Below are 18,849 nucleotides of genomic sequence, written 5' to 3' on the forward strand. Positions count from 1 at the left end.
CTCAGCCTCCCGGAGCCGGCTCGACCGGGTCCGGCACGGTCTTCTTCAGCACCGCGTCGAAGCCGTCCTGGTAGGTCAGGACGTAGCGCCCGGACGCCACCAGCTGCTGGATGACCTCGAGGCTCCAGCCGGGCTTCTTGCCGTTGAGCACGACGCCCTGCTTCTCCACCGAGGTGAAGGAGATCAGCACGTCGGGCGCCTCGGCCTCGATGCACCGGACCGGGTCGTTGGCCAGCTCGGCGCACCCGTCGACCACCGAGCCCATGCTGTGGGTGTCGATGCCCTCCACTCCGTAGGGCCCGACGTTGGACAGCGGCACGATCTCCTGGCCGGGTGGGGTCTCGTGGATGACCTGCCGTGCCAGCGCCACCTCCTGCGGGTAGACCACCTGGTAGGCGTCGTTGCCCCCGCGGATCAGCACCAGCAGGGGGAACAGAAGGACCATGCCGACCGCGAGCACGATCTCCATGGACCGGTTGCGCCGCACGAGTGCGCGCAGCCCGTCGGCACCGAGGATGGTGAGCACCGGCAGGCCGTAGAGCACGATCCGCAGGAACACCTCACCGCCGTAGCCCTGCAGCGCGAACGCCATCGGCACCACCGCCAGTGCGATCGGCACCAGGTCGCGCTTGCGGCGCCAGTAGACCCAGGCTCCGCCGATCGCCAGCGCCCAGGTCAGGCCGGGCACGATGATCCGCAGGTACTTCACCGCGACCTGCCCGGTGTCACCGAGCAACCGGTCCGCGACCCCGGTTTCGAGCGCGTCACCGCCGCCGGAGCCCAGCAGCAGGCCGAGCTGGGTGATCCAGAACAGCCGCGCGGAGATCACGAAGAACACCGCCAGGCCGACGATGGCCACGAGCACCAGGCCACGGCCGCGGATCCGGCCGACGATCGCCAGCACGACCAGCTGGCCGATGATCGCGAACGGGGTGAGCTGATGCTCCGGGATCACCGCCAGAATGCACAGCGCCGCGCAGAAGTAGATCAGCAGTAGCTGCCGGGGTGGCAGGCTCGGTCTGTTCGGTGGGGTCATCGCCGACACCAGCCAGCGGCGCAGCAACGGTAGCCGGCGGGCTTCGGGGTGCGGGAACGGCCAGCCCGGCACCCCTGCCGCGTCGGTGCGCCGGGTGGCCAGGGGGCCGAGCGCGAACGTCAGCACGGTCAGCATCAGCACGATGCCGGTGGCCTGGGGCGAGAAGTAGTCCTGCTCGACCCAGTTGAGCCCGACGAACAGCCACGCGGCCGCCCACGGGGCGCGGCTGCCCCCGAGCATCGAGCGGGCCAGCGCGTAGATGCCGATCGTCCACACCCCGACGACCACCGGTGGGAACCAGCGCAGCACGGAGTCGAGCTGGGTCGCGCCGCCCGCGTCGCGGAAGAAGGCCCACTGTGCGAAGAAGGCGGGCCACCAGAACCGGGCGTCGATGCCCTCGGGCGCGATTCCGTCGTGGGCGATCGCGTCGGTGAACCCGGCGAGCAGCCACGCCGTGCTGAAGCGCGCCACCGGCTCCACCACCGACGGCATCCCGACCGAGCAGAGGATCAGCACCGCGGTGGCGGTGCCCAGCATCGGGATCCGGGGACGCGGTGAGCGCAGCTCCGCGACGCAGGCGCCGACCGCGCACGTCAGCGCGACCCAGCCGACCGGGCTCAGCACCTTGGCCAGGCCCCAGCCGTCCAGTGCCGACAGATCGGTGGTGGCGGCCGCCACCGGCAGCAGGGCCACGGCAACCAGCGCGAGCACCGGCGAGAGCCAGCGGAAGATGCCCGTGGCCGGCGGCGCGGGCGGGGGCGGCGGCGGGACGTTGCGCGCCCGCGGACGCTGGATGGGCAGGGCGGCGGTCGGGGCGTCGAGGTCTGCGGCACGCATTGCCGTGGTGGCCTGGTCGACGTTGCTCCCCGGACGTCTCTCGTCACCCGGGTATCGGGTGTCCGTCGAAGTCACGGCGAAGGAACCTCCACATCGGCCCGGCGACGAGCCGGGGAGAACAGCACAGCCGCCGCACAGACGACCTGGACGGCGATGTAGCCGATCGCCACGGGAACGAGCGCGGACACCCCGGCGCCGGTGACGGGGGTGACGAGCGCTGCGACCACCACGAGTATCGAGCTGCTGAGCTGCAGCCTGGCGTAGCTCATGGCCGAGCCGGTGGCCTGGCGCACGCCCAGCTCGTGGGCGACGACCAGCCGGAACGCCAGCCCCAGCAGGAGCAGGCGCAGCACGTCGGCTCCTTCGGCGTACGCCTCACCGAAGATCAGCAGCAGGGGGTAGGCCAGCGCCGCGCCCAGCGCCAGCATCGGCAGGAAGATGACGAACAGCCTGCGCCGTGCCGCCGCGGCCAGCTCGCGGGTGCGGTGCGGCTCGCGCGCCACGGTCACGGCCAGGGAGTTCATGAAGAACATCCCGGCGAGGTCGATCACCGCGACGGCCTGCCACGCGATGAAGAACACTGCACCGGTCTCGGGACCGAACCGCAGGTTGACCAGGACCGGGACCTGGTTGTAGAGCAGGGCGGCGCCGATCTGCCCCACCGCGGTGGGGGCGAGGAACGCGATCACGACACTGCGGGTCGGCAGCACGCCGTCCTTCGCCCGTGCGCTGGCACGGCGCGTCAAGACGGCGATGACGGCCGAGCCGACCGCGATCCAGACGACGATCGAGCTGACCCATGGCAGCACCGCACCGTAGGAACCGAGCGCGGCCATGCCACCGAGGAGAACCAGCAGGCCGAGCCGGGCGACGGCGAAGATCCCGTTGCGCCAGACCACCCACCACGGCTTGCCGAGCGCGACCAGGATGAAGTCGTGCACGACGAACACGCCCCAGCCCGCTGAGGCGACCACGAAGAGCAGGAGACCGAACGCGAAGGGTCCGCCGGGGCCGGCCGAGATCGTGGCCAGGCGCGGCGCGAACAGCGCGTAGACGAGCCCGACGAGCCCGGACAGCGGCATGATCAGGAGCAGGCTGCTCCAGACGAGTCTGCCGGTGCTGCGTCCGGCGCGCGGCATCCACCGCATCAGGCCGACCCCGAGGTTGAGCTGGGCGGCCCCGCCCACGAGGATGAACGCGGAGACGACCAGCTGAGCGTCGCCCACCTCGGCGGTGGACATGATCCGGGCCGCGATCAGCCAGAAGATCAGCCCGCCCAGCGATCCCAGCACCGAGCTCAGCGAGAGCGCGAGCCCGTCACCCAGCCCTTCGTCGCCGCTGTCCTGCTCGGGAGGGACCCCGCGGGTGATGCTCGGGATCCGCACCGTGTCGGCCACCACGGCCGGGAGCCGGACCGTCGGGGCGGCGGAGGGATCGAACGCGTGCGTGGGCGGGTCGGCACGGGGATCGGGGTGCGGCCGGCCGTCGTGGTCGGGCCGAACGGTCGCGGAGTGCGGACCGGTGGACGGCTGCCGGCGCGTCACGGGGAGAGGACCAGCGGAACGCGGGCAATCACAACATCGGGAACAGGGGAACTGCGGAACACCGGGGGGACGATAACGGGGTGAGCTGTGGCGGCTTCACTCACTGCGCGACCACCGCGTGCCGCAGCAACAACGGGACGCTCAGCACCGTCATCACGTACAGGGCGATGGCCGGACGCCACTCCCCCGTGCTCACCATGATCTGGCCGACGAGCAGGGTGACGGCCACGCCGACCCCGACGGTGAGCATCCAGACGTGCGCGGCGGGGGCCCGCCGCAGGAAGCCTGCGGCGGACCACCCGGGCCCGAGGATGAGGAAGAACGTGGTGACGAGGAACCGGAAGTCACCGACGAAGCCACCGGTGACGTTCAGGACGCTCAGGACGCACGCGGTGATCCCGGCAACGACCAGGAGAAGCGCCACGAAGCGGCGTGCGAGGCGCGCCCGCGTGAGCTCGGCGCTAGAGGGCACGCTCACCGTGGTACTCCGTTCGTCACCGACCCGCGATCAGCACCGCAGGCATCTGGCAGAAGGTCACCGGACACCCCGGGTATCCGGTTGGCGTCGAAGTGTAAGGGGGCGCCCAGATCAGGACGCCTCCTCCTCCAGTGCGAAACGCACGGCCACTCCGTCGCGGGCCTCACGGTCGACAGGTGCCGGCCGCGGGGGCGGCAGCGGGCGGCGACCGTTGACGGGATCGCCGACCGGAGCGGTGGCGCCGAGCGGCCCCCCGTTGAGCGACGACGTGCCCATCGACACGCCGTTGGGGGTGGCGGGCTCGCCGACGGGCGGGACCACCGGGATACCTCCCGCCGGGGTGAGAGCCCGGGCCTGCTCCTCGACCTGCACGCGCTCGGCCCGGCCGCGCAGCGCCCGGCGACGCTCGGCGGCGAGCGTGCGGAGCACGCGGGTGCCGTCGGCGAAGGTGCGCAGGTTGGACTGGCCGAAGATGCGCTCGCGCTCCATCGACGGCACTTCGGTGATCTTCAGCCCGGCGGCGGCGACGCGGCAGTTGAGCACGGTCTCGATCTCGAACCCGTCGCCCCACAACATGCCCTCGGCCGGGGCCGGGGCATCGATGGGCGGCAGGTCGAGGACCGGGAGGATGTCGGCCCAGAAGGCGTTGTAGCCGTAGCAGAGGTCGGTGTAGGACGTGCCGAACAGCGCGTTGGCCACGCCGTTGAGGCCGGCGTTGCCGCTCTTGCGCAGGAGCGTGATGTCGTCGCTGCCCCCGCCGCGGACGAACCGGCTCCCCTTGGCGAAGTCGGCACCGTCGATGAGCGCGCGGACGAAGGAGGGGATCTCGGCCGGGTCGGCCGAGCCGTCGGCGTCGAACATCACGATGACGTCGCCCGTGGACGCGGCGAAGCCACACGCCATCGCGTTACCCTTGCCCTTGCGGGTCTGCGTGATGACTTTGACCCAGGGCAGGACCCGTTGTGCGGTCTCGATCGTGCCGTCGACGGAGTTGCCGTCGACGACGATGATCTCGTGGACCGCCGGGCGCACCGCGGCGATCGCAGGGAGCACGACCTCCAGGTTCCGCGCCTCGTTCCGGGTCGGCACCACCACGGACACCCGCGGGTTGCCGTTCCGCTGCATCGCCGTTCTCCCCCCCACCGCCACCGCGGTGATTTCGCGCCCTCGGCCCCGTCGCTGCCTGTAGCCTTCTCCCAGGACGATCTCCATCGCTGGGTTTATCTCTGTAGCACCCAATCGCGTTACGTAACAATCTCGCGAAGCCGTACCCCAATCGGGGCATCTTCGGTAGGGCAACTGCTGGTGTGGACTGCGCCTGCCGATCGGCACTCTACGGATCGTTCACATCGGCTGTCATCGCGGTACCCGATCGTGCCCCGCCGGGGGTGGAGGGGTTCCGAGGCGCGCCGGGCGGTACCGTCGCGCGGTCCCGAAACCGGCAGGAGAGAAGGCTTTGTGTTGCTGCCGCTGGCGAGTGTGTCCGTCTGCATCCCGGTCTACAACGGGGAGCGTTTCCTCGCCGAAACGATCCGGAGCGTACTCGACCAGACCTACCGCGACTTCGAGCTCGTCATCCTCGACAACGCGAGCACTGACGAGAGCGGGGCGATCGCACGCTCCTTCGCCGAGCGCGACTCGCGGGTCCGGGTCGAGCGCAACCACACCACCGTGTCGCAGCCGGACAACTGGAACCGCGTGGTCCAGCTCTCCCGTGCGCCACTGGTGAAGGTGGTGTGCGCCGACGACCTCCTGCACCCGCGGTGCCTCGAGTTCCAGGTCGCACCCATGGAGGCCGACCCCGGCCTCGCACTGGTGGCGGCCCGGCGTCACATGATCGACGAGCAGAGCCGGGTGATCGTCCCGCGGCGGGGCCTCGGCGGGCTCACCGGCGTGCGCACCGGCGTCGAGGTGGCCCGGCGGGTCGTCCGCAACGGGTCGAACCCGATCGGTGAGTCCAACAACGTGCTGTTCCGGCGCGACGACTTCTTCGCCGTGGGCGGGTGGCGCGCCGACCGCACCTACATCATGGATCTCGACCTGTGGCTGCGCCTGCTGCAGTACGGCGAGTTCCTCGGGCTGCCCGAGACGCTCGCGGCGTTCCGGATCGGGCGCGGCACCGTGTCCTCGGAGAACGCCGAGGCGATCTACGAACAGCAGCGGATGCTGCTGGAGGAGATCGGCGAGTCGCCCTTCTTCCAGGTCCGAGGCGTGGATCTCGCGGTCGGACGCCTGCTGGCCCCGGCCGGCCGGTCCCGCAGGCGGGCCCTGTACGCGATCTCGAAGCTCGCCGCGCGCCGCACCGAAGGAGACGACGCTGCCTGACCTGACCTCCTCCGCCCGGTCCTAATCGCAAGTTCTTTGCGACAGCCGCTCGTCCGCGACTAGCCTGAGCCGGCCACCCGTTCGGGTGGCCGCGCTGGCGATCGTCGAGGAGGTCGGGATGGTCGGCGACACGGTACTGGCCATGCACATGAGCGACGGGCTGGTGAACGGGCCCACCGCAGGAGCATTCGGCCTGATCGCCGTCCTCGGGCTGGTCCTGGCGGGTGTCCGGGCCCGGTCGGACCTCGACGACCGGACGGCCCCGATGGCCGGCCTGGTCACCGCCTTCGTCTTCGCCGTCCAGATGATCAACTTCCCGATCCTGCCCGGCGCGAGCGGTCACCTGCTCGGTGGTGCTCTCGTCGCGATCCTCGTCGGGCCCTGGGTCGGCTCGCTCTGCATCGCCATCGTGCTCTGCGTCCAGGCGCTGCTCTTCGCCGACGGCGGCCTCACCGCGCTGGGCACCAACATCGTCAACATGGCGCTGGTCGGCGTGTTCGTCGGCTACGCGGTGGCGGTGGCACTGCGCCCCCTCGCCCGGCGCAGCCGCGCCGGCCTGGTGGCCACGGCGTTCGTGGCCGCGTTCGTCAACACCGTGGTCGCCTCGCTGGCGTTCGTCCTGGAGTACGCGATCGGGGGCGCGGGCGGGGCGTCGCTCGGCACGGTCTTCACGCTGATGATCGGCCTGCACGTCCTGATCGGCATCGGCGAGGGGGTCATCACCGCGGCCACCGTGGGGGCCGTCGCCTCGGTCCGGCCCGATCTCGTCCACCTCCTGCGGGGCACCGCGCCACCTCTGCAGCTGCGCCAGGCCGGGGACACCGGTGTCACGGAGAGCAGGGCCACCGAGGGGAACCCGTCATGACCGCACCCGCACCGAACCGGCGCGCCACCGGCTTCTTCGTCGGCTTCCTCGCCGTCGCCCTGCTCGTGGCGGGCGCCCTGTCCTACTTCGCCAGCCCCCATCCCGACGGGCTGGACACCGTCACGCTGCAGGGCTGCCAGGTCGTCGAGTCCGACGCCGGGGAGCGACTCGAGGGCACCTGCATCGCGCAGAACGCCACCGACCACTCGCTCGCGGCCAGTCCGCTGGCCGACTACGCGGTGGAGGGCGGCGAGGGCACGGTCGGGGCCGCGGGCGTGATCGGCGTCCTCGTCACGCTCGTCGTGGCCGGCGGCCTGTTCTGGGTGCTGCGCAAGCGCCCGAAGGACCAGCACTAGTGGCCGGTGCCGGCCACGGCCACCCGCTCCATCTCGCCGGCACCTCGCCGGTGCACCGGCTCCCGGCCGAGGTGAAGATCGTCGCCGCGTTCCTCGGCGTGGTCTGCGTGGTCCTCACGCCGCGGGAGGCCTTCCCGGTCTTCGGCGGGTACCTCGTACTGCTGGCCGCGATCTGGGTCGTGGCCGGCATCCCGCCGGGATGGATGGTGCGCCGGTCGGTGATCGAGGCGCCGTTCGTGGTGCTCGCGGTACTCCTGCCGCTCACCGGGGGCGGCCCACACGTCGAGTGGCTGGGCCTGCAACTCTCCGAACCCGGGCTGCTCGGGGCGTGGAACATCATCGTGAAGGGCACCCTCGGGGTGCTGACCTCGCTCACCCTGGCCGCCACCACCTCGCTGCGTGACCTGCTGCTCGGGCTGCAACGGCTGCACGCGCCCGCGCTGGTCGTCACGATCGTCACGCTGATGCTGCGCTACGTCGACGTGATCGCCGCCGAGGGCCGCCGGATGCGGCTGGCCCGGATCTCCCGGGGCCACGACCCGCGCTTCCTGTGGCAGGCCGGGGCCACCGCCCGCGGCGTCGGATCGTTGTTCGTGCGCTCCTACGAACGCGGCGAACGGGTGCACCTCGCGATGCTCTCGCGCGGCTGGACGGGCGCCATGCCGCGGCTGAGCGAGACGCCCACGACGCGGCGGGACTGGGTCGCCGGGCTCGCCCCGGTGGCCGTCGCGCTCGGCCTGGCCGTCACCGGATGGGTGACCACGTGATCTCCCCCGACCACACCGCACTGCCGGACAGCTCGCCGCCGGCGGCCGCGCCACCGTCCCTGCAGGTCGACGACCTCGCCTTCGCCTATCCGGACGGCCGGCAGGCCCTCTTCGGGGTGGACCTGACCATCAACCGCGGCGAGCGGGTGGCGCTGCTGGGCCCCAACGGGGCGGGCAAGACCACGCTCGTGCTGCACCTCAACGGCATCCTCACGGCCGGGCACGGGACCGTCACCGTGGGCGGCCTGGCCGTGGCCAAGCAGAACCTGCGGGAGATCAGGCGCCGGGTGGGCATCGTCTTCCAGGACCCGGACGACCAGCTGTTCATGCCCAGCGTCGCCGAGGACGTGGCGTTCGGGCCGGCCAACTTCGGAGTCACCGGCGAGGACCTGCGAGCCCGGGTGGACACGGCGCTCGCCATCGTCGGCATGCAGGAGCACCGCGACCGTTCACCGCTGCACCTGTCCGGTGGCCAGCGCAGAAGGGTTGCGCTGGCCACCGTGCTGGCGTGCGAGCCGGAGATCCTCGTGCTGGACGAGCCGTCGTCCAACCTCGACCCGGTGGCGCGCCGCGAGCTGGCCGAGGTGCTGCTCGGGCTCGACGCCACCATGCTGATGGTGACCCACGACCTGCCGTACGCGCTGCAGCTCTGCCCGCGGGGCGTGGTGCTCGACGACGGCGTCATCGTGGCCGACGGACCGATGCGCGAGCTCCTCGCCGACGCCGAGCTGCTGCGCCGCCACCGCCTCGAGCTGCCCTACGGCTTCACCCTGTCCTGACCGGTGGGGGCGGCGCAGCCGCGGACTACTCCTGGGCGGGCGGCTTCGTGAGATCCGGCGCCGGGGGCACCTGCGGGATTCCGCGCGGAGGGGTGGGCACCGCGCTCTCCGGCAGCGCCCGCTGCGGAGAAGCGGAGGCCGACGGGCCCTGCAGCTGCGGGCCGTCCGGCTGCTGCGGGGCCGGCCCGTTGCTGTGCGACGAGGGCAGGGGCGGCACGGGCGCGTGCGGGATCTCCGCGCCGAGTGCGGGCACCTCCTTGCGGGCCTGCGCCTCGGCGTCGGCCACCACCTTCGCGATCTCCGGGTCGCCCGTGGTGTCGAACCAGTCCTTGATCGACTCGTCGTCGTCCTCGGGCTTCGAGACCGTGGCGTCCACCGGAGACGGCTCGAACCGGAACACACCGTCCCCGCCGGGCGCCCCCAGCATCCGCGTGAAACCCTCCAGCGCCTTGCCGAAGTCGGACGGGACGATCCAGACCTTGTTGGCGTCGCCCTCGGCCATCAGCGGCAGCGTCTGCAGGTACTGGTAGGCGAGCAGCTCCGGCGTGGGCTTGCCCGCCTTGATCGCGGCGAACACCTTCTCGATGGCCTTCGCCTCACCCTGCGCCTCGAGGTAGCGGGCGGCCCGGTCACCCTGGGCCCGCAGGATGCGGGACTGCCGCTCGGCCTCGGCGTTGAGGATCGCCGCCTGCTTGGCACCCTCGGCGGTGAGGATCTGGGCCTGCTTCTGCCCCTCGGCGCTGCGGATCGCCGACTCCCGCTGCCCCTCCGCGGTGAGGATCGTCGCCCGCTTCTCGCGGTCGGCCTTCATCTGCCGCTCCATCGACTCCTGGATCGACGCGGGCGGGTCGATCGCCTTGATCTCCACGCGGGCGACCCGGATCCCCCACCGGCCGGTGGCCTCGTCCAGCTCGCCGCGCAGCACCGTGTTGATCTCGTCGCGGGAGGTGAGCGTGCCCTCGAGGCTCATGCCGCCGACCACGTTGCGCAGCGTCGTGGTGGTGATCTGCTCGACGCCGACGATGTAGTCGTTGATCTCGTAGACGGCGGACTTCGGGTCGGTCACCTGGTAGTAGACGACCGTGTCGATGTTGACCGTGAGGTTGTCCTGCGTGATCACCGGCTGCGGCGGGAACGAGACCACCTGCTCACGCAGGTCGATCCGCTCCCGGACCTTGTCGATGAACGGCACCAGGAACACCAGGCCGGGGTCGGCCGTGCCCTTGAACCTGCCCAGCCGCTCGATCACGGCGGCGGTGGCCTGCGGGATGATCTGGATCGCCTTGACCAGCGAGACCACGACCAGCAACACCACCAGCGCCACGACGACGAGCAGCACCGTAGAATCGGTCACCGCTTATCCCTCCCTCTTCGCATCCGACGCTGGATGTCAGCGGTCGGGTCCTCGCACGCCGGCTCGCTGCTGGTGACTCCGGTGTACTCCTGTTGCACCGGGACCGCTCCGGTCAGTCCTGCCCGACGACGAGCGCCGTGGCCCCCGAGATGTCCAGCACCGTGACCTTCGCCCCCGGCTCGATCACCTCGTGCCCGTCGCTGGACCGGGCCGACCACAGCTCGCCGCCGATCTTGACGCGGCCGCCGTGCCCGTCGACCTGCGCGACCACCACACCGGTGGTGCCGACGAGCGCCTTGTGGTGCATCACCGAGTGGTCGATCCCGCGGTTCAGCTTCCGGCGCAGCGCCGGGCGAACCGCGAAGACCAGCAGGCCCGATGCGATGACGAACGCCACCGCGCCGGCGACCGGCCCGGCGACGACGAACGAGACCCCGGCCGCCGCGAGCGCCGCCCCTCCGAGCATCAGCAGGACGAAGTCGCCGGAGAGCACCTCGGCAGCGACCAGCACCAGGCCCAGGATGAGCCAGATCACAGCGGCCGACATGCGACGATCCTGCCAGAAGACGGCGGGCGGTGATCAGCCCGTTACGAAATCGATGAGCCGTTCCACGGAGTTGATCAGGGGCACTTCGAGGTCCCGGAAGCTGCGGACCGCGCCGAGCACGCGGCGGGCCCCGTCGGCCGGTTCGCCCCAGCCCAGCGCCGCGCAGACCCCGGTCTTCCAGTCGGTGCCGCGGGGCACCTCGGGCCACGCCCGGATCCCGACGACCGACGGCTTCACCGCCTGCCACACGTCGACGTAGGGGTGCCCGGCGACGAGCACGTGCGGACCCGCGACGGCCGCGGCGGCGCGCGTCTCCTTCGAACCCTCCACGAGGTGGTCCACCAGCACGCCGAGCCGCCGATCCGGGCCGGGACCGAACTCGGCGACCACGGCCGCGAGATCGTCCATGCCGTGCATCGGCTCGACCACCACACCCTCGACCCGCAGGTCGTGGCCCCACACGCGTTCGACCAGCTCGGCGTCGTGCAGTCCCTCCACCCAGATCCGGGCCGCCCGCGCCGTCCGGGCGGTGTGCCCCTGCACCTTCACCGAGCCCGATGCGGAACGAGCCGGAGCCGCCGGAGCGCGCTTCGGGACCACGAGGGTGGCGGGGGCGCCCTCGAAGAGGAACGCGGCCGGTCGCAGCGGGAAGACCCGACGCCGGCCGTGGCGGTCCTCCAGCGTCACCTCACGCACCGAGGCGGCGACGACGGCGCCGCAGAAGCCGCTGGCGGGATCCTCCACGACGAGGCCGGCCTCGGCGGGAACCTCCGGAACCTGCCGGCGCACCGTCGTGCGGGAGCCGTCGGCACCGAACATCCCTCGGTAGTCGTGCGAGCGCGTCACACCCGTTTTCTACCGTCGCCCGGGCCGCAGCGGCCGCCGCGACACGCGCAGACCGTTGATCCACCCGTTCCGACCTGCGGCAACGCACTGTATTCGGGTTCACCCGCACGGCAGCGGTGCTCCGGACCCCGGACGTGGCTAGCCTGACGCCCGTGCCCTGCCCCTCCGCCACCTTCACCGTGTGGACATCGGCCTGGCTCGCGGGTGCTGCGGCACCCGACGACGTGCTCGATGCGCTCGGCCCGTGGGCCGACGCGCACGACGTCCAGGCCGCCGACGCGGACACCGCCCGCGTCACCGCGCTCCCCTCACCCGGCGAGCCGGTGTCCTCGGTGACGTTCCTCCTCGCCGCACTCCGTCGTGCGGCGCCGCGCGGTCCCGCGCGGCTGGTGCTCCCCGTCCCCGGTGACGTGCGGGGGCTGCCCGGTCCCGGCCACTTCAGCCAGCAGGCTTTGGCGGCGGGCGAGGGCGTGCTGTTCGCCGACGCCGGGCTGGGCATCGTTCCGGCGCCGATCGCCGACGGCGTCCTGCGCTGGACGGTCTACCCGGTGACCGACCCCGGGCCTCCCCCGGAGTTCGTCGCGTTGAACCAGGCGGAGCGGGAACTGCGCGACCAGGTCCGCCAGTCCGCGTCGGTGCTCACCTCGCTCGGCGTGGCACGGCACCGGCCCGGCGTGCGCGAGGAGATCGCCGCGGCCCTGAGCGCACGCCCGAAGTCGCTGTGGCCCGTGGGCATGCCCGGGCAGCCGCTGCGTGTGCTGCAGCACGCCGACGAGGTGGAGGCCATCCTCGCCGCGGCATCGGTCGACGAGCCGGGCGGCGCGCTGTCCGCCTCGGCCGCCGCCGCCCGCCGGGAGGCCCTGCGCCCGATCGAGACCGCGGTGCGGGTGGCCCGGCGGGCCGCCGTGGCCGAGGCCGTGCGCGTGCTGGCCACCAGCCCGCTCGTCTGACCGACCGCGCCTGACGCAGATCCCGGACGGGATCTGCGTCTTGTGCCGTGGTGGTGGCGATAAGAATTCTTGCAATTTCTCCTGGTCCGCAGCACGTCCGGCCGAGAACACCACGACGGCATGAGATTGCTCTTCTGCGCAGCAATTGTCGGCGACGCACCAACCACGATCAGATCCATGACGCGGTCGTGCGCATGAAGTATCCGCCCCTGTCGGGAAATCCGATTTCGCCGGTCCGGATCCGATCATTTGCGCAGCACCGTGGCGGTGGTGTCGGGTTGTTTCCCGTAGCCGGACATCATCGTGCGACTCCGGAGGTGGACCTCGCCGGGGACGACGGAGGGCTGCTCACGGCGCTGCTCGTCACGGAGGCGGCCCGGGCACCGGGCACCGGCCTCACCACCGAGGGCAACCGCACCAGGTTTCCCGGCAGCCGCCGGCAGGCCCCGGGATCCCGATTTCCGTGGTGACATTACGCAATCTGTGGCATCCGCTGAACACCACTGTGGACTCGTGCAGTGGATCAGTTCGACACAGGTCCAGCCCGGGTTACCGCAGCACCTGGCCCTTCGTCTCGGGCAGGGTCAGGATCACCAGGAACGCGATCGCCGCGCCCGCGGCCACGTACCAGAAGAACGCCTCGGCCGCGCCCGCGCCGGACAGCGCCTGGATGACCAGCGGTGCCGTGCCGCCGAAGATGGCGACGGTCAGGTTGTACCAGGCCCCGATGCCCAGCCCGCGCAGCGCGGTGGGGAACAGCTCGCTCATCACCGCGGGCGCGATGGAGGTCATCATCGTGTACAGCCCGAGGCCGACGCAGAACACGACGAGCAGGTTGCCCAGCCCGGGCCCGATCAGATACGACAGCGGGACGATCAGCACCGCCGTGGCGGCCGACCAGATCAGCAGCTGTGGCCTGCGGCCGAACCGGTCCGACACCGCTCCCATCGGGTACTGCAGCGCGACGAACAACGCGGTGGCGATGGACAGCGCGACGAAGACCTCGTTGGCGCTGGCGCCCCGCGAGGTCACCGCGAAGGGGGTGAGCGCGGAGAAGAACGTGTAGTAGCAGAGGGTCGAGAGCAGGGTGAACCCGACGAGCTGCCCCACGGCCTTCGGGTGCTCGCGCAACGTCGTCAGTAACGGGTGGCGCAGAGCCTGCGCCACCGCCTTGTTCTCCTCGAACTGGTCGGTCTCCGGCATGGCGCGGCGCAGCCACAGCCCGACGAGGCCGAGCACGCCGCCGATGAGGAACGGGATCCGCCACCCGTAGGAGGCCAGCTGCTGGGCGTCCAGCACCTGGGTCAGCAGCGCACCGAGCAGCGACGCCACGAGCACCGCGGAACCCGTCGAGATGTAGAAGAAGGACGAGTACCGGCCGCGCCGCTCGGGTGGGGCGATCTCGGCCAGGTACGCCGAGGCGTTCGAGACCTCCCCGCCCAGTGACATCCCCTGTGCGATGCGGGCGATCAGCAGCAGCGCCGGCGCGAGCCAGCCCACCATCGCGAACGTCGGCAGCAGCCCGATCGCGAGCGATCCGAGGGCCATCAGCAGGATCGTCACGAGCATCGCCGTGCGGCGACCGTGCAGGTCGGCGAACCGGCCCAGCAGCCAGCCCCCGAGCGGGCGGAAGAAGAACGCCACCGCGTACGTGGCCAGCGTGCTGAGCAACGCCAGCGCCGCGTTCTCCTTCGGGAAGATCTGCGTGGCGAAGAAGATGCTGAACGTCACGTAGATCGTCCAGTCGTACCACTCGATGGCGTTGCCGATGGACGCGGCGACCAGGGTGCGGACGGGCAACCGGTGCCGGACGGTACCGCCAGCCGGATCGGGCGATGTGGATGTCGTCTGATCGGACACGGTGACCCCTGGCTGCCGGCAACGGAGGATCGGCAGAGGGTAGCCAGTTGTCCGGCCCTCGTCACCCGCTGAGACGCCGGGGCACCGTCCCCGGCTACCGGGAGTGCCCGGCGCCGGTCACTACCCGGCGCGGACGCCCTCGATGAAGGCACCGGCGAGGTCGAGCAGCTGGGTGCTGGTCGTGGTGGTCTGACCGAGGTCGATGAACACCTCGTCCGCGCCCACCTCCACGAGCGAACGGGCGTAGTCGACCTGCTGGGCCAGCGTGCCCCGGTCCGGGACCTGCTCGGCCTCGGCCTTCTCGTCGGTCAGGTGGGGGTTGATCCGCACGATGCAGCGGATGTCGGCGGGGTTGCGACCGGCCTCCTCGGCCTCCCGCCGGACGTTGCCCCACAGGTACTGCAGCGCAGGCAGCGGAGCACCCACGCCGAGCCAGCCGTCCGCCCGGCGTCCGACGCGGCGGATCGCCGCGGGCGAGAAGCCGGGGAGCAGGATCGGCGGGTGCGGGCGCTGCACGGGCTTGGGCTCGATCGGCGTCGGGACCACCGTGAACAACGGCCCGTCGTGCTCCACCACCTCCGAGGTCCAGATCTTCTCGAGGAGGTCGAGCGTCTCCTCCAGCCGCGCGCCCTTGCCCGTCCACGGGACGTTCACCGCGGTGTACTCGTCACGCATCCACCCGATGCCGAACCCGGCGTCGAGGCGTCCGCGGCTGAGGATGTCGAGGGTGGTCAGCGTGCGTGCGAGCACCACCGGCGGGTACCACGTGGCGTTGAGCGTGCTCGTGCCCAGCCGGACCCGCTCGGTGTGGGCCGCCGCGAACGTCAGTGCGGTGAGCGGGTCCAGGAAAGTCCCGAACTGGGGCGGGATCACGCCGTCGCCACCCGGGTAGGGGTCGCTCGGCTCCACCGGGACGAAGAGCCGATCGCCCGTCCACAGGCTGTCGTAGCCCATGGCCTCCGCGGCCTTGCTGACCTCGACCAGCGTGTCGACGGTGGCGAGCTCGCCGTAGTGGGGCAGGCCGAGACCGATTCGCATGGGGACCCTTCGGATGAACCGCGCCGCGGGCGGCGTCTCCGCCCGCCGTCGCCGATCACGCTACCCAACGGCTTCCGGCCCTCTGAGCAGGCCGTTCCCCGCCGAATGCCAATCGGCACGAACAGGACAGACGCCCCGCGAGTCGCCCGTTCCCCGCCCGCGAGTCGCCCGTCTTGGGTGCCCGAGTCGCCCCGATCCGGTTCAGCCCGCCGGACGGTCGGTGGAGACGGCCAGGTCCGCGTAGGCCTCCAGGTCGGCGAGCTGCCGCTGCAGCTTGTCGCGGATGCGCTCGACGGCCGCCGCTCCCAGCGGCAGCCGCAAGGGTCCCGCCCCCGCCCGGACCGTTCCGATGATCGCCTCGATCGCCAGTTCCGGGTCGCCCGGTTGCTGGCCGTGCTGCTTCGAGAACCGCTCGCGCAGGACCCCGGGCGGCCCGTCCTGGTAGTCCGGGATCGGCGTGGCCATCTCGAGCGAGCGACCCAGGAAGTCGGTGCGGAACGGGCCGGGTTCGACGATCGTCACCCGGATCCCGAACGGGGCGACTTCGCCCGCGAGCGCCTCCGACGCCCCTTCCAGCGCGAACTTCGAGGTCGCGTAGGCCGCGTGGCCCGGGTTCCCGACGACCCCGCCGACCGAGGAGATCTGCACGATGTGCCCGCTGCGGCGGGCGCGCATGTGCGGCAGCACGGCGCGCGTGACGGCGAGGGCGCCGAACAGGTTGACGTCGAGCACGCGGTGGATCTGCTCGTCGGACAGCTCCTCGAGCGCCCCGAGGAGACCGCGGCCCGCGTTGTTGACGAGGACGTCGATGCCGCCGCTGTCCAGCGCGGATCCGACAGCCGTGGTGATCTGCCCGGGGTCGGTCACGTCGAGCGGCAGGGCGAGCGCTGCCCCGGGGTAGCGGTCCGGGAGGTCGGCGATCGACTCGGGGTTGCGGGCGGTGGCCACGACCTGGTCGCCCTGGGCCAGCAACGTCTCGGCGAACGTGCGCCCGAACCCGGTGGATGCCCCCGTGATGAACCAGCGGAGTTGCGTCATACCGCCATCCTGCGCCTGGCCGCGGGGCGGCTCGGCACCCGCTCCGGCCGCCCCGGGTGCCGAGCCGGCGGTCAGCCGTCCCTGCCCTGCACGGCTGCCGTGACGAGGGCCAGCAGCTCGTCGGTGTCCCGCTCCCGCACGGCGGTCAGCTCGGTCCGGACCTGTGTGAGGTCGGCGTGGGCCCGGTCGACCTCCGCCCGCAACCGCTCCAGCTCACGGTCGGCGCGGTTCCGCAGGGCCACCTCGGTCTCGACGCGCGCCTGTGCCGCGGCCAGCGCCTGCTCCGCCCGCTGCCGCGCCTCCCGATCGCCGGCCAGGGCATCGGTCGCGGCGCTCGCCCGGTGTACGGCTTCGTCCCGGGCGTTCGTGCTGGTGGTCAGCTCGGCCCGGACGGCGTCGCGCTCGGCCCGGCTCTCCTCGGCCTCCGTCCGCCACTCCTGTGCACGTGCCTGTGCCGCGGCCCGCTCGGCGTCGGCGCGCTCCGCCCGGACGATCGCCTCCTGGGCCGTCCGCTCCGCCTCGGCAGCCCGCCGGGCCTCGGCAGTGGCCCGCTCCTCTGCACTCTGGCGGACGAGCGTGGCCTCCTCGGCCACCTGACGCGCCGCACCGAGCGCCTCGGTCGCCTCCAGCGCCTGCCGGGCCGCGGCCGTGGCCCGCTCGACGGCCGTGGCCCGCTCCTCGACCGCCCGCGCCGTCCGGTCCTGAGCCTCCCGGGACTCCCTCTCGGCCCGCTCCCGGGCCTGCTGCGCCTCGACGCGCAGCGCCTCCGCTTCCGCCGCGCCGCGGTTGGCGGTCTCGACGGCGGCGAGAGCAGCGCCCTCCACCTCCTCCAGCCGTTCCATGACGCCCGCGAGGGCGGCGGCCAGCTCCGTGACGGGCCCCCGTACCGCGTCGACGTGCTCCCGCAGCCGTTCGGCGTCGAGCCGGAAGGCGGAACGCCCCGAGTCGAGCCCCAGCGCGTCGAGGGCGTCGCGCTCGGCCTTGGCCATCTGGGCGCAGGAGCGCCCGCCGGGCCAGCGCGTCTCCCGGCAGAAGGAGCGGCGGCGGCCGCCCTGCGGGCCCGGAGGGGGGAGCTCGGCCCGGCACTTGCTGTAGCCGCAGCGTACGGCCTCTTCGATCATGGTCGGGACCGTACCAGTTCGAGGTTTGCAAACGATCTAACCGGTTCGACGTTTCAAAAACTGAACGTGCTACCAACGAAACCTGTGTTTCGCTGGTAGCACCCGGGCGCGGGCGGACTCGAAACCGGGAGGACCGTTGTCCTGGCTCAGCGGAGGTGATGCCGGCGCAGGTGAGCTGATGCGAAGGCCGGGTTACCTGATGCCTGACTCAGGAAAGGTGATGGGGCCCTGCCACCATTGGCTGTCGCGGTTCCAGGTCGACCACGTCATCGCTGGCCTTACACGACCTGGCTCAGCGGACTCGACAGCGCTCAGTGCACACGCCGGCGAGCATGGGGTCGGCGCCGTTGACCTCTGGTCTGGTGCGCGGCGACCCTTGCTGCTGGCCATCCAGTTCGGGATGGTCCGGCGGACACTCAACCGCCGCTCCGACCGGGTGCTGGCCGCAGAGCTGTCTACGCATAAATGCCCGACGCCTGCAACCTGACCGGTCGATGGCCTGTTCGCATCGCGCGTGGCCCCTTTATCGAGGCCTTCGTCATCCGGGTCGTGATCCGGCTCACCCAGGCGAGGCCTTCTCGACCTGGGCCGGAACCCTCATGGTCGCCACCCTGCTCGTCGTTGTCGCTTCGCAGGTCCCGAAGCTCGGTGACCGCGGTCCCGTTCTACGTCGTGTTCCTGGTCGTCATGGCAGGCCTCGGACTGGCCGTCTCCCGGCGACATTGGCCCGGCCGCTCAGCCGCGACCCCTTCTGGAACGCCACCAGGACGCTCGGTACTCGGGCTGCGCTCCGATCGCACCGAACGCACCCTCGGCCCCGCCAGGCTGGGTTAAGGAGGGCCGACCCTCCGGGAGCCGGAAGCCACGTTGCTGCTCGGTGGGCTAGGACCGAAAATCACCAAAGCGGCTGAGATCGACTATGGGATGGCACTCGACGAATTCGGCATTGACGCGGTGCCGATGCCACCGACGACCAGGCCGCCGTCGGGCCCGTGGCAAGAGCGGTGGACGGTGCACGGCATCGACACGACGGGCCAACCAGGCGCCTGGTCGGACGCCCCGCACAGTGACATTGAACCGACGGGGGGCGTGAGCAATGTCGGCACCC

The 18,849-nt window shown here is 71.7% G+C and carries 18 protein-coding genes; 7 read left to right on the forward strand and 11 right to left on the reverse strand.

Features of this window, described 5'->3' with window-relative positions; translation table 11 throughout:
* Window position 1 precedes the first annotated feature (1 nt).
* From ACQPZA_RS18700 to ACQPZA_RS18715, 4 genes are all read right to left on the reverse strand, one after another.
* Window positions 2–1,948, reverse strand: a complete 1,947-nt coding sequence (locus tag ACQPZA_RS18700) for a hypothetical protein (protein ID WP_433272235.1) — start codon at window positions 1,946–1,948, stop codon at window positions 2–4.
* Window positions 1,945–3,417, reverse strand: a complete 1,473-nt coding sequence (locus ACQPZA_RS18705) for a lipopolysaccharide biosynthesis protein (protein ID WP_433272237.1) — start codon at window positions 3,415–3,417, stop codon at window positions 1,945–1,947. Before ACQPZA_RS18705 ends, ACQPZA_RS18700 begins: the two co-directional genes overlap by 4 nt.
* Before the next feature lie 100 nt (window positions 3,418–3,517).
* Window positions 3,518–3,895, reverse strand: coding sequence for a hypothetical protein (locus ACQPZA_RS18710; protein WP_433272239.1), 378 nt, complete (start codon window positions 3,893–3,895; stop codon window positions 3,518–3,520).
* Between the two features lie 111 nt (window positions 3,896–4,006).
* Entirely contained in the window at window positions 4,007–5,020 is a 1,014-nt protein-coding gene (locus ACQPZA_RS18715; RefSeq protein WP_433272241.1) for a glycosyltransferase family 2 protein, read from the reverse strand.
* A gap of 333 nt (window positions 5,021–5,353) precedes the next feature.
* On the opposite strand from ACQPZA_RS18715, the gene ACQPZA_RS18720 reads away from it, so the two are divergent.
* From ACQPZA_RS18720 to ACQPZA_RS18740, 5 genes are all read left to right on the forward strand, one after another.
* Window positions 5,354–6,220 (forward strand): glycosyltransferase, encoded by an 867-nt coding sequence (locus ACQPZA_RS18720; RefSeq protein WP_312859412.1) that lies wholly within the window; start codon window positions 5,354–5,356, stop codon window positions 6,218–6,220.
* A gap of 118 nt (window positions 6,221–6,338) precedes the next feature.
* The gene (locus tag ACQPZA_RS18725; protein WP_433272243.1) at window positions 6,339–7,085 is read left to right on the forward strand and encodes an energy-coupling factor ABC transporter permease; all 747 of its coding nucleotides are present in this window, start codon (window positions 6,339–6,341) and stop codon (window positions 7,083–7,085) included.
* Window positions 7,082–7,441 (forward strand): PDGLE domain-containing protein, encoded by a 360-nt coding sequence (locus ACQPZA_RS18730; RefSeq protein WP_433272245.1) that lies wholly within the window; start codon window positions 7,082–7,084, stop codon window positions 7,439–7,441. Before ACQPZA_RS18725 ends, ACQPZA_RS18730 begins: the two co-directional genes overlap by 4 nt.
* A complete protein-coding gene (gene cbiQ, locus ACQPZA_RS18735; protein ID WP_433272247.1) occupies window positions 7,441–8,208 on the forward strand; it encodes a cobalt ECF transporter T component CbiQ in 768 nt (255 codons plus the stop codon). Before ACQPZA_RS18730 ends, cbiQ begins: the two co-directional genes overlap by 1 nt.
* Window positions 8,193–8,987: an energy-coupling factor ABC transporter ATP-binding protein gene (locus tag ACQPZA_RS18740; protein ID WP_433272249.1), complete on the forward strand. Its 795-nt coding sequence runs from the start codon at window positions 8,193–8,195 to the stop codon at window positions 8,985–8,987. The genes cbiQ and ACQPZA_RS18740 overlap by 16 nt, the downstream gene beginning before the upstream one ends.
* A gap of 25 nt (window positions 8,988–9,012) precedes the next feature.
* Here ACQPZA_RS18740 and ACQPZA_RS18745 read toward each other — a convergent pair whose 3' ends face one another.
* The 3 genes from ACQPZA_RS18745 to ACQPZA_RS18755 all read right to left on the reverse strand — a co-directional run bounded on the left by ACQPZA_RS18745 (window position 9,013) and on the right by ACQPZA_RS18755 (window position 11,707).
* Window positions 9,013–10,341, reverse strand: a complete 1,329-nt coding sequence (locus ACQPZA_RS18745) for an SPFH domain-containing protein (RefSeq protein ID WP_433272251.1) — start codon at window positions 10,339–10,341, stop codon at window positions 9,013–9,015.
* Window positions 10,342–10,453: 112 nt separating this feature from the next.
* Window positions 10,454–10,888: an NfeD family protein gene (locus tag ACQPZA_RS18750; RefSeq protein ID WP_169398797.1), complete on the reverse strand. Its 435-nt coding sequence runs from the start codon at window positions 10,886–10,888 to the stop codon at window positions 10,454–10,456.
* Window positions 10,889–10,921: 33 nt separating this feature from the next.
* Window positions 10,922–11,707, reverse strand: coding sequence for a DUF3097 domain-containing protein (locus ACQPZA_RS18755; RefSeq protein WP_433282867.1), 786 nt, complete (start codon window positions 11,705–11,707; stop codon window positions 10,922–10,924).
* Window positions 11,708–11,886: 179 nt separating this feature from the next.
* Between ACQPZA_RS18755 and ACQPZA_RS18760 the strand changes: the two genes are divergently transcribed.
* Together ACQPZA_RS18760 and ACQPZA_RS18765 are read left to right on the forward strand one after the other, a co-directional pair.
* On the forward strand, window positions 11,887–12,684 hold the full coding sequence (locus ACQPZA_RS18760; RefSeq protein ID WP_433272254.1) for a hypothetical protein: 798 nt from the start codon (window positions 11,887–11,889) through the stop codon (window positions 12,682–12,684).
* A 317-nt stretch (window positions 12,685–13,001) separates the two neighbouring features.
* Window positions 13,002–13,154: a hypothetical protein gene (locus ACQPZA_RS18765; RefSeq protein WP_433272256.1), complete on the forward strand. Its 153-nt coding sequence runs from the start codon at window positions 13,002–13,004 to the stop codon at window positions 13,152–13,154.
* Between the two features lie 79 nt (window positions 13,155–13,233).
* On the opposite strand, the gene ACQPZA_RS18770 is transcribed toward ACQPZA_RS18765, so the two are convergent.
* The 4 genes from ACQPZA_RS18770 to ACQPZA_RS18785 form a co-directional block, all read right to left on the reverse strand.
* Window positions 13,234–14,484: an MFS transporter gene (locus tag ACQPZA_RS18770; RefSeq protein ID WP_433272258.1), complete on the reverse strand. Its 1,251-nt coding sequence runs from the start codon at window positions 14,482–14,484 to the stop codon at window positions 13,234–13,236.
* A gap of 180 nt (window positions 14,485–14,664) precedes the next feature.
* Window positions 14,665–15,582 carry a TIGR03619 family F420-dependent LLM class oxidoreductase gene (locus ACQPZA_RS18775; protein ID WP_433272260.1) on the reverse strand — a complete coding sequence of 306 codons (918 nt, stop codon included), beginning with the start codon at window positions 15,580–15,582 and terminating at the stop codon, window positions 14,665–14,667.
* 201 nt (window positions 15,583–15,783) lie between these two features.
* Window positions 15,784–16,620 carry an oxidoreductase gene (locus tag ACQPZA_RS18780; protein ID WP_433272262.1) on the reverse strand — a complete coding sequence of 279 codons (837 nt, stop codon included), beginning with the start codon at window positions 16,618–16,620 and terminating at the stop codon, window positions 15,784–15,786.
* A 71-nt stretch (window positions 16,621–16,691) separates the two neighbouring features.
* Window positions 16,692–17,741, reverse strand: a complete 1,050-nt coding sequence (locus ACQPZA_RS18785; protein WP_433272264.1) for a response regulator receiver protein — start codon at window positions 17,739–17,741, stop codon at window positions 16,692–16,694.
* Window positions 17,742–18,849: the final 1,108 nt, after the last annotated feature.

It is taken from the genome of Pseudonocardia xinjiangensis, from assembly GCF_050948425.1.
Classification (GTDB): domain Bacteria; phylum Actinomycetota; class Actinomycetes; order Mycobacteriales; family Pseudonocardiaceae; genus Pseudonocardia; species Pseudonocardia xinjiangensis.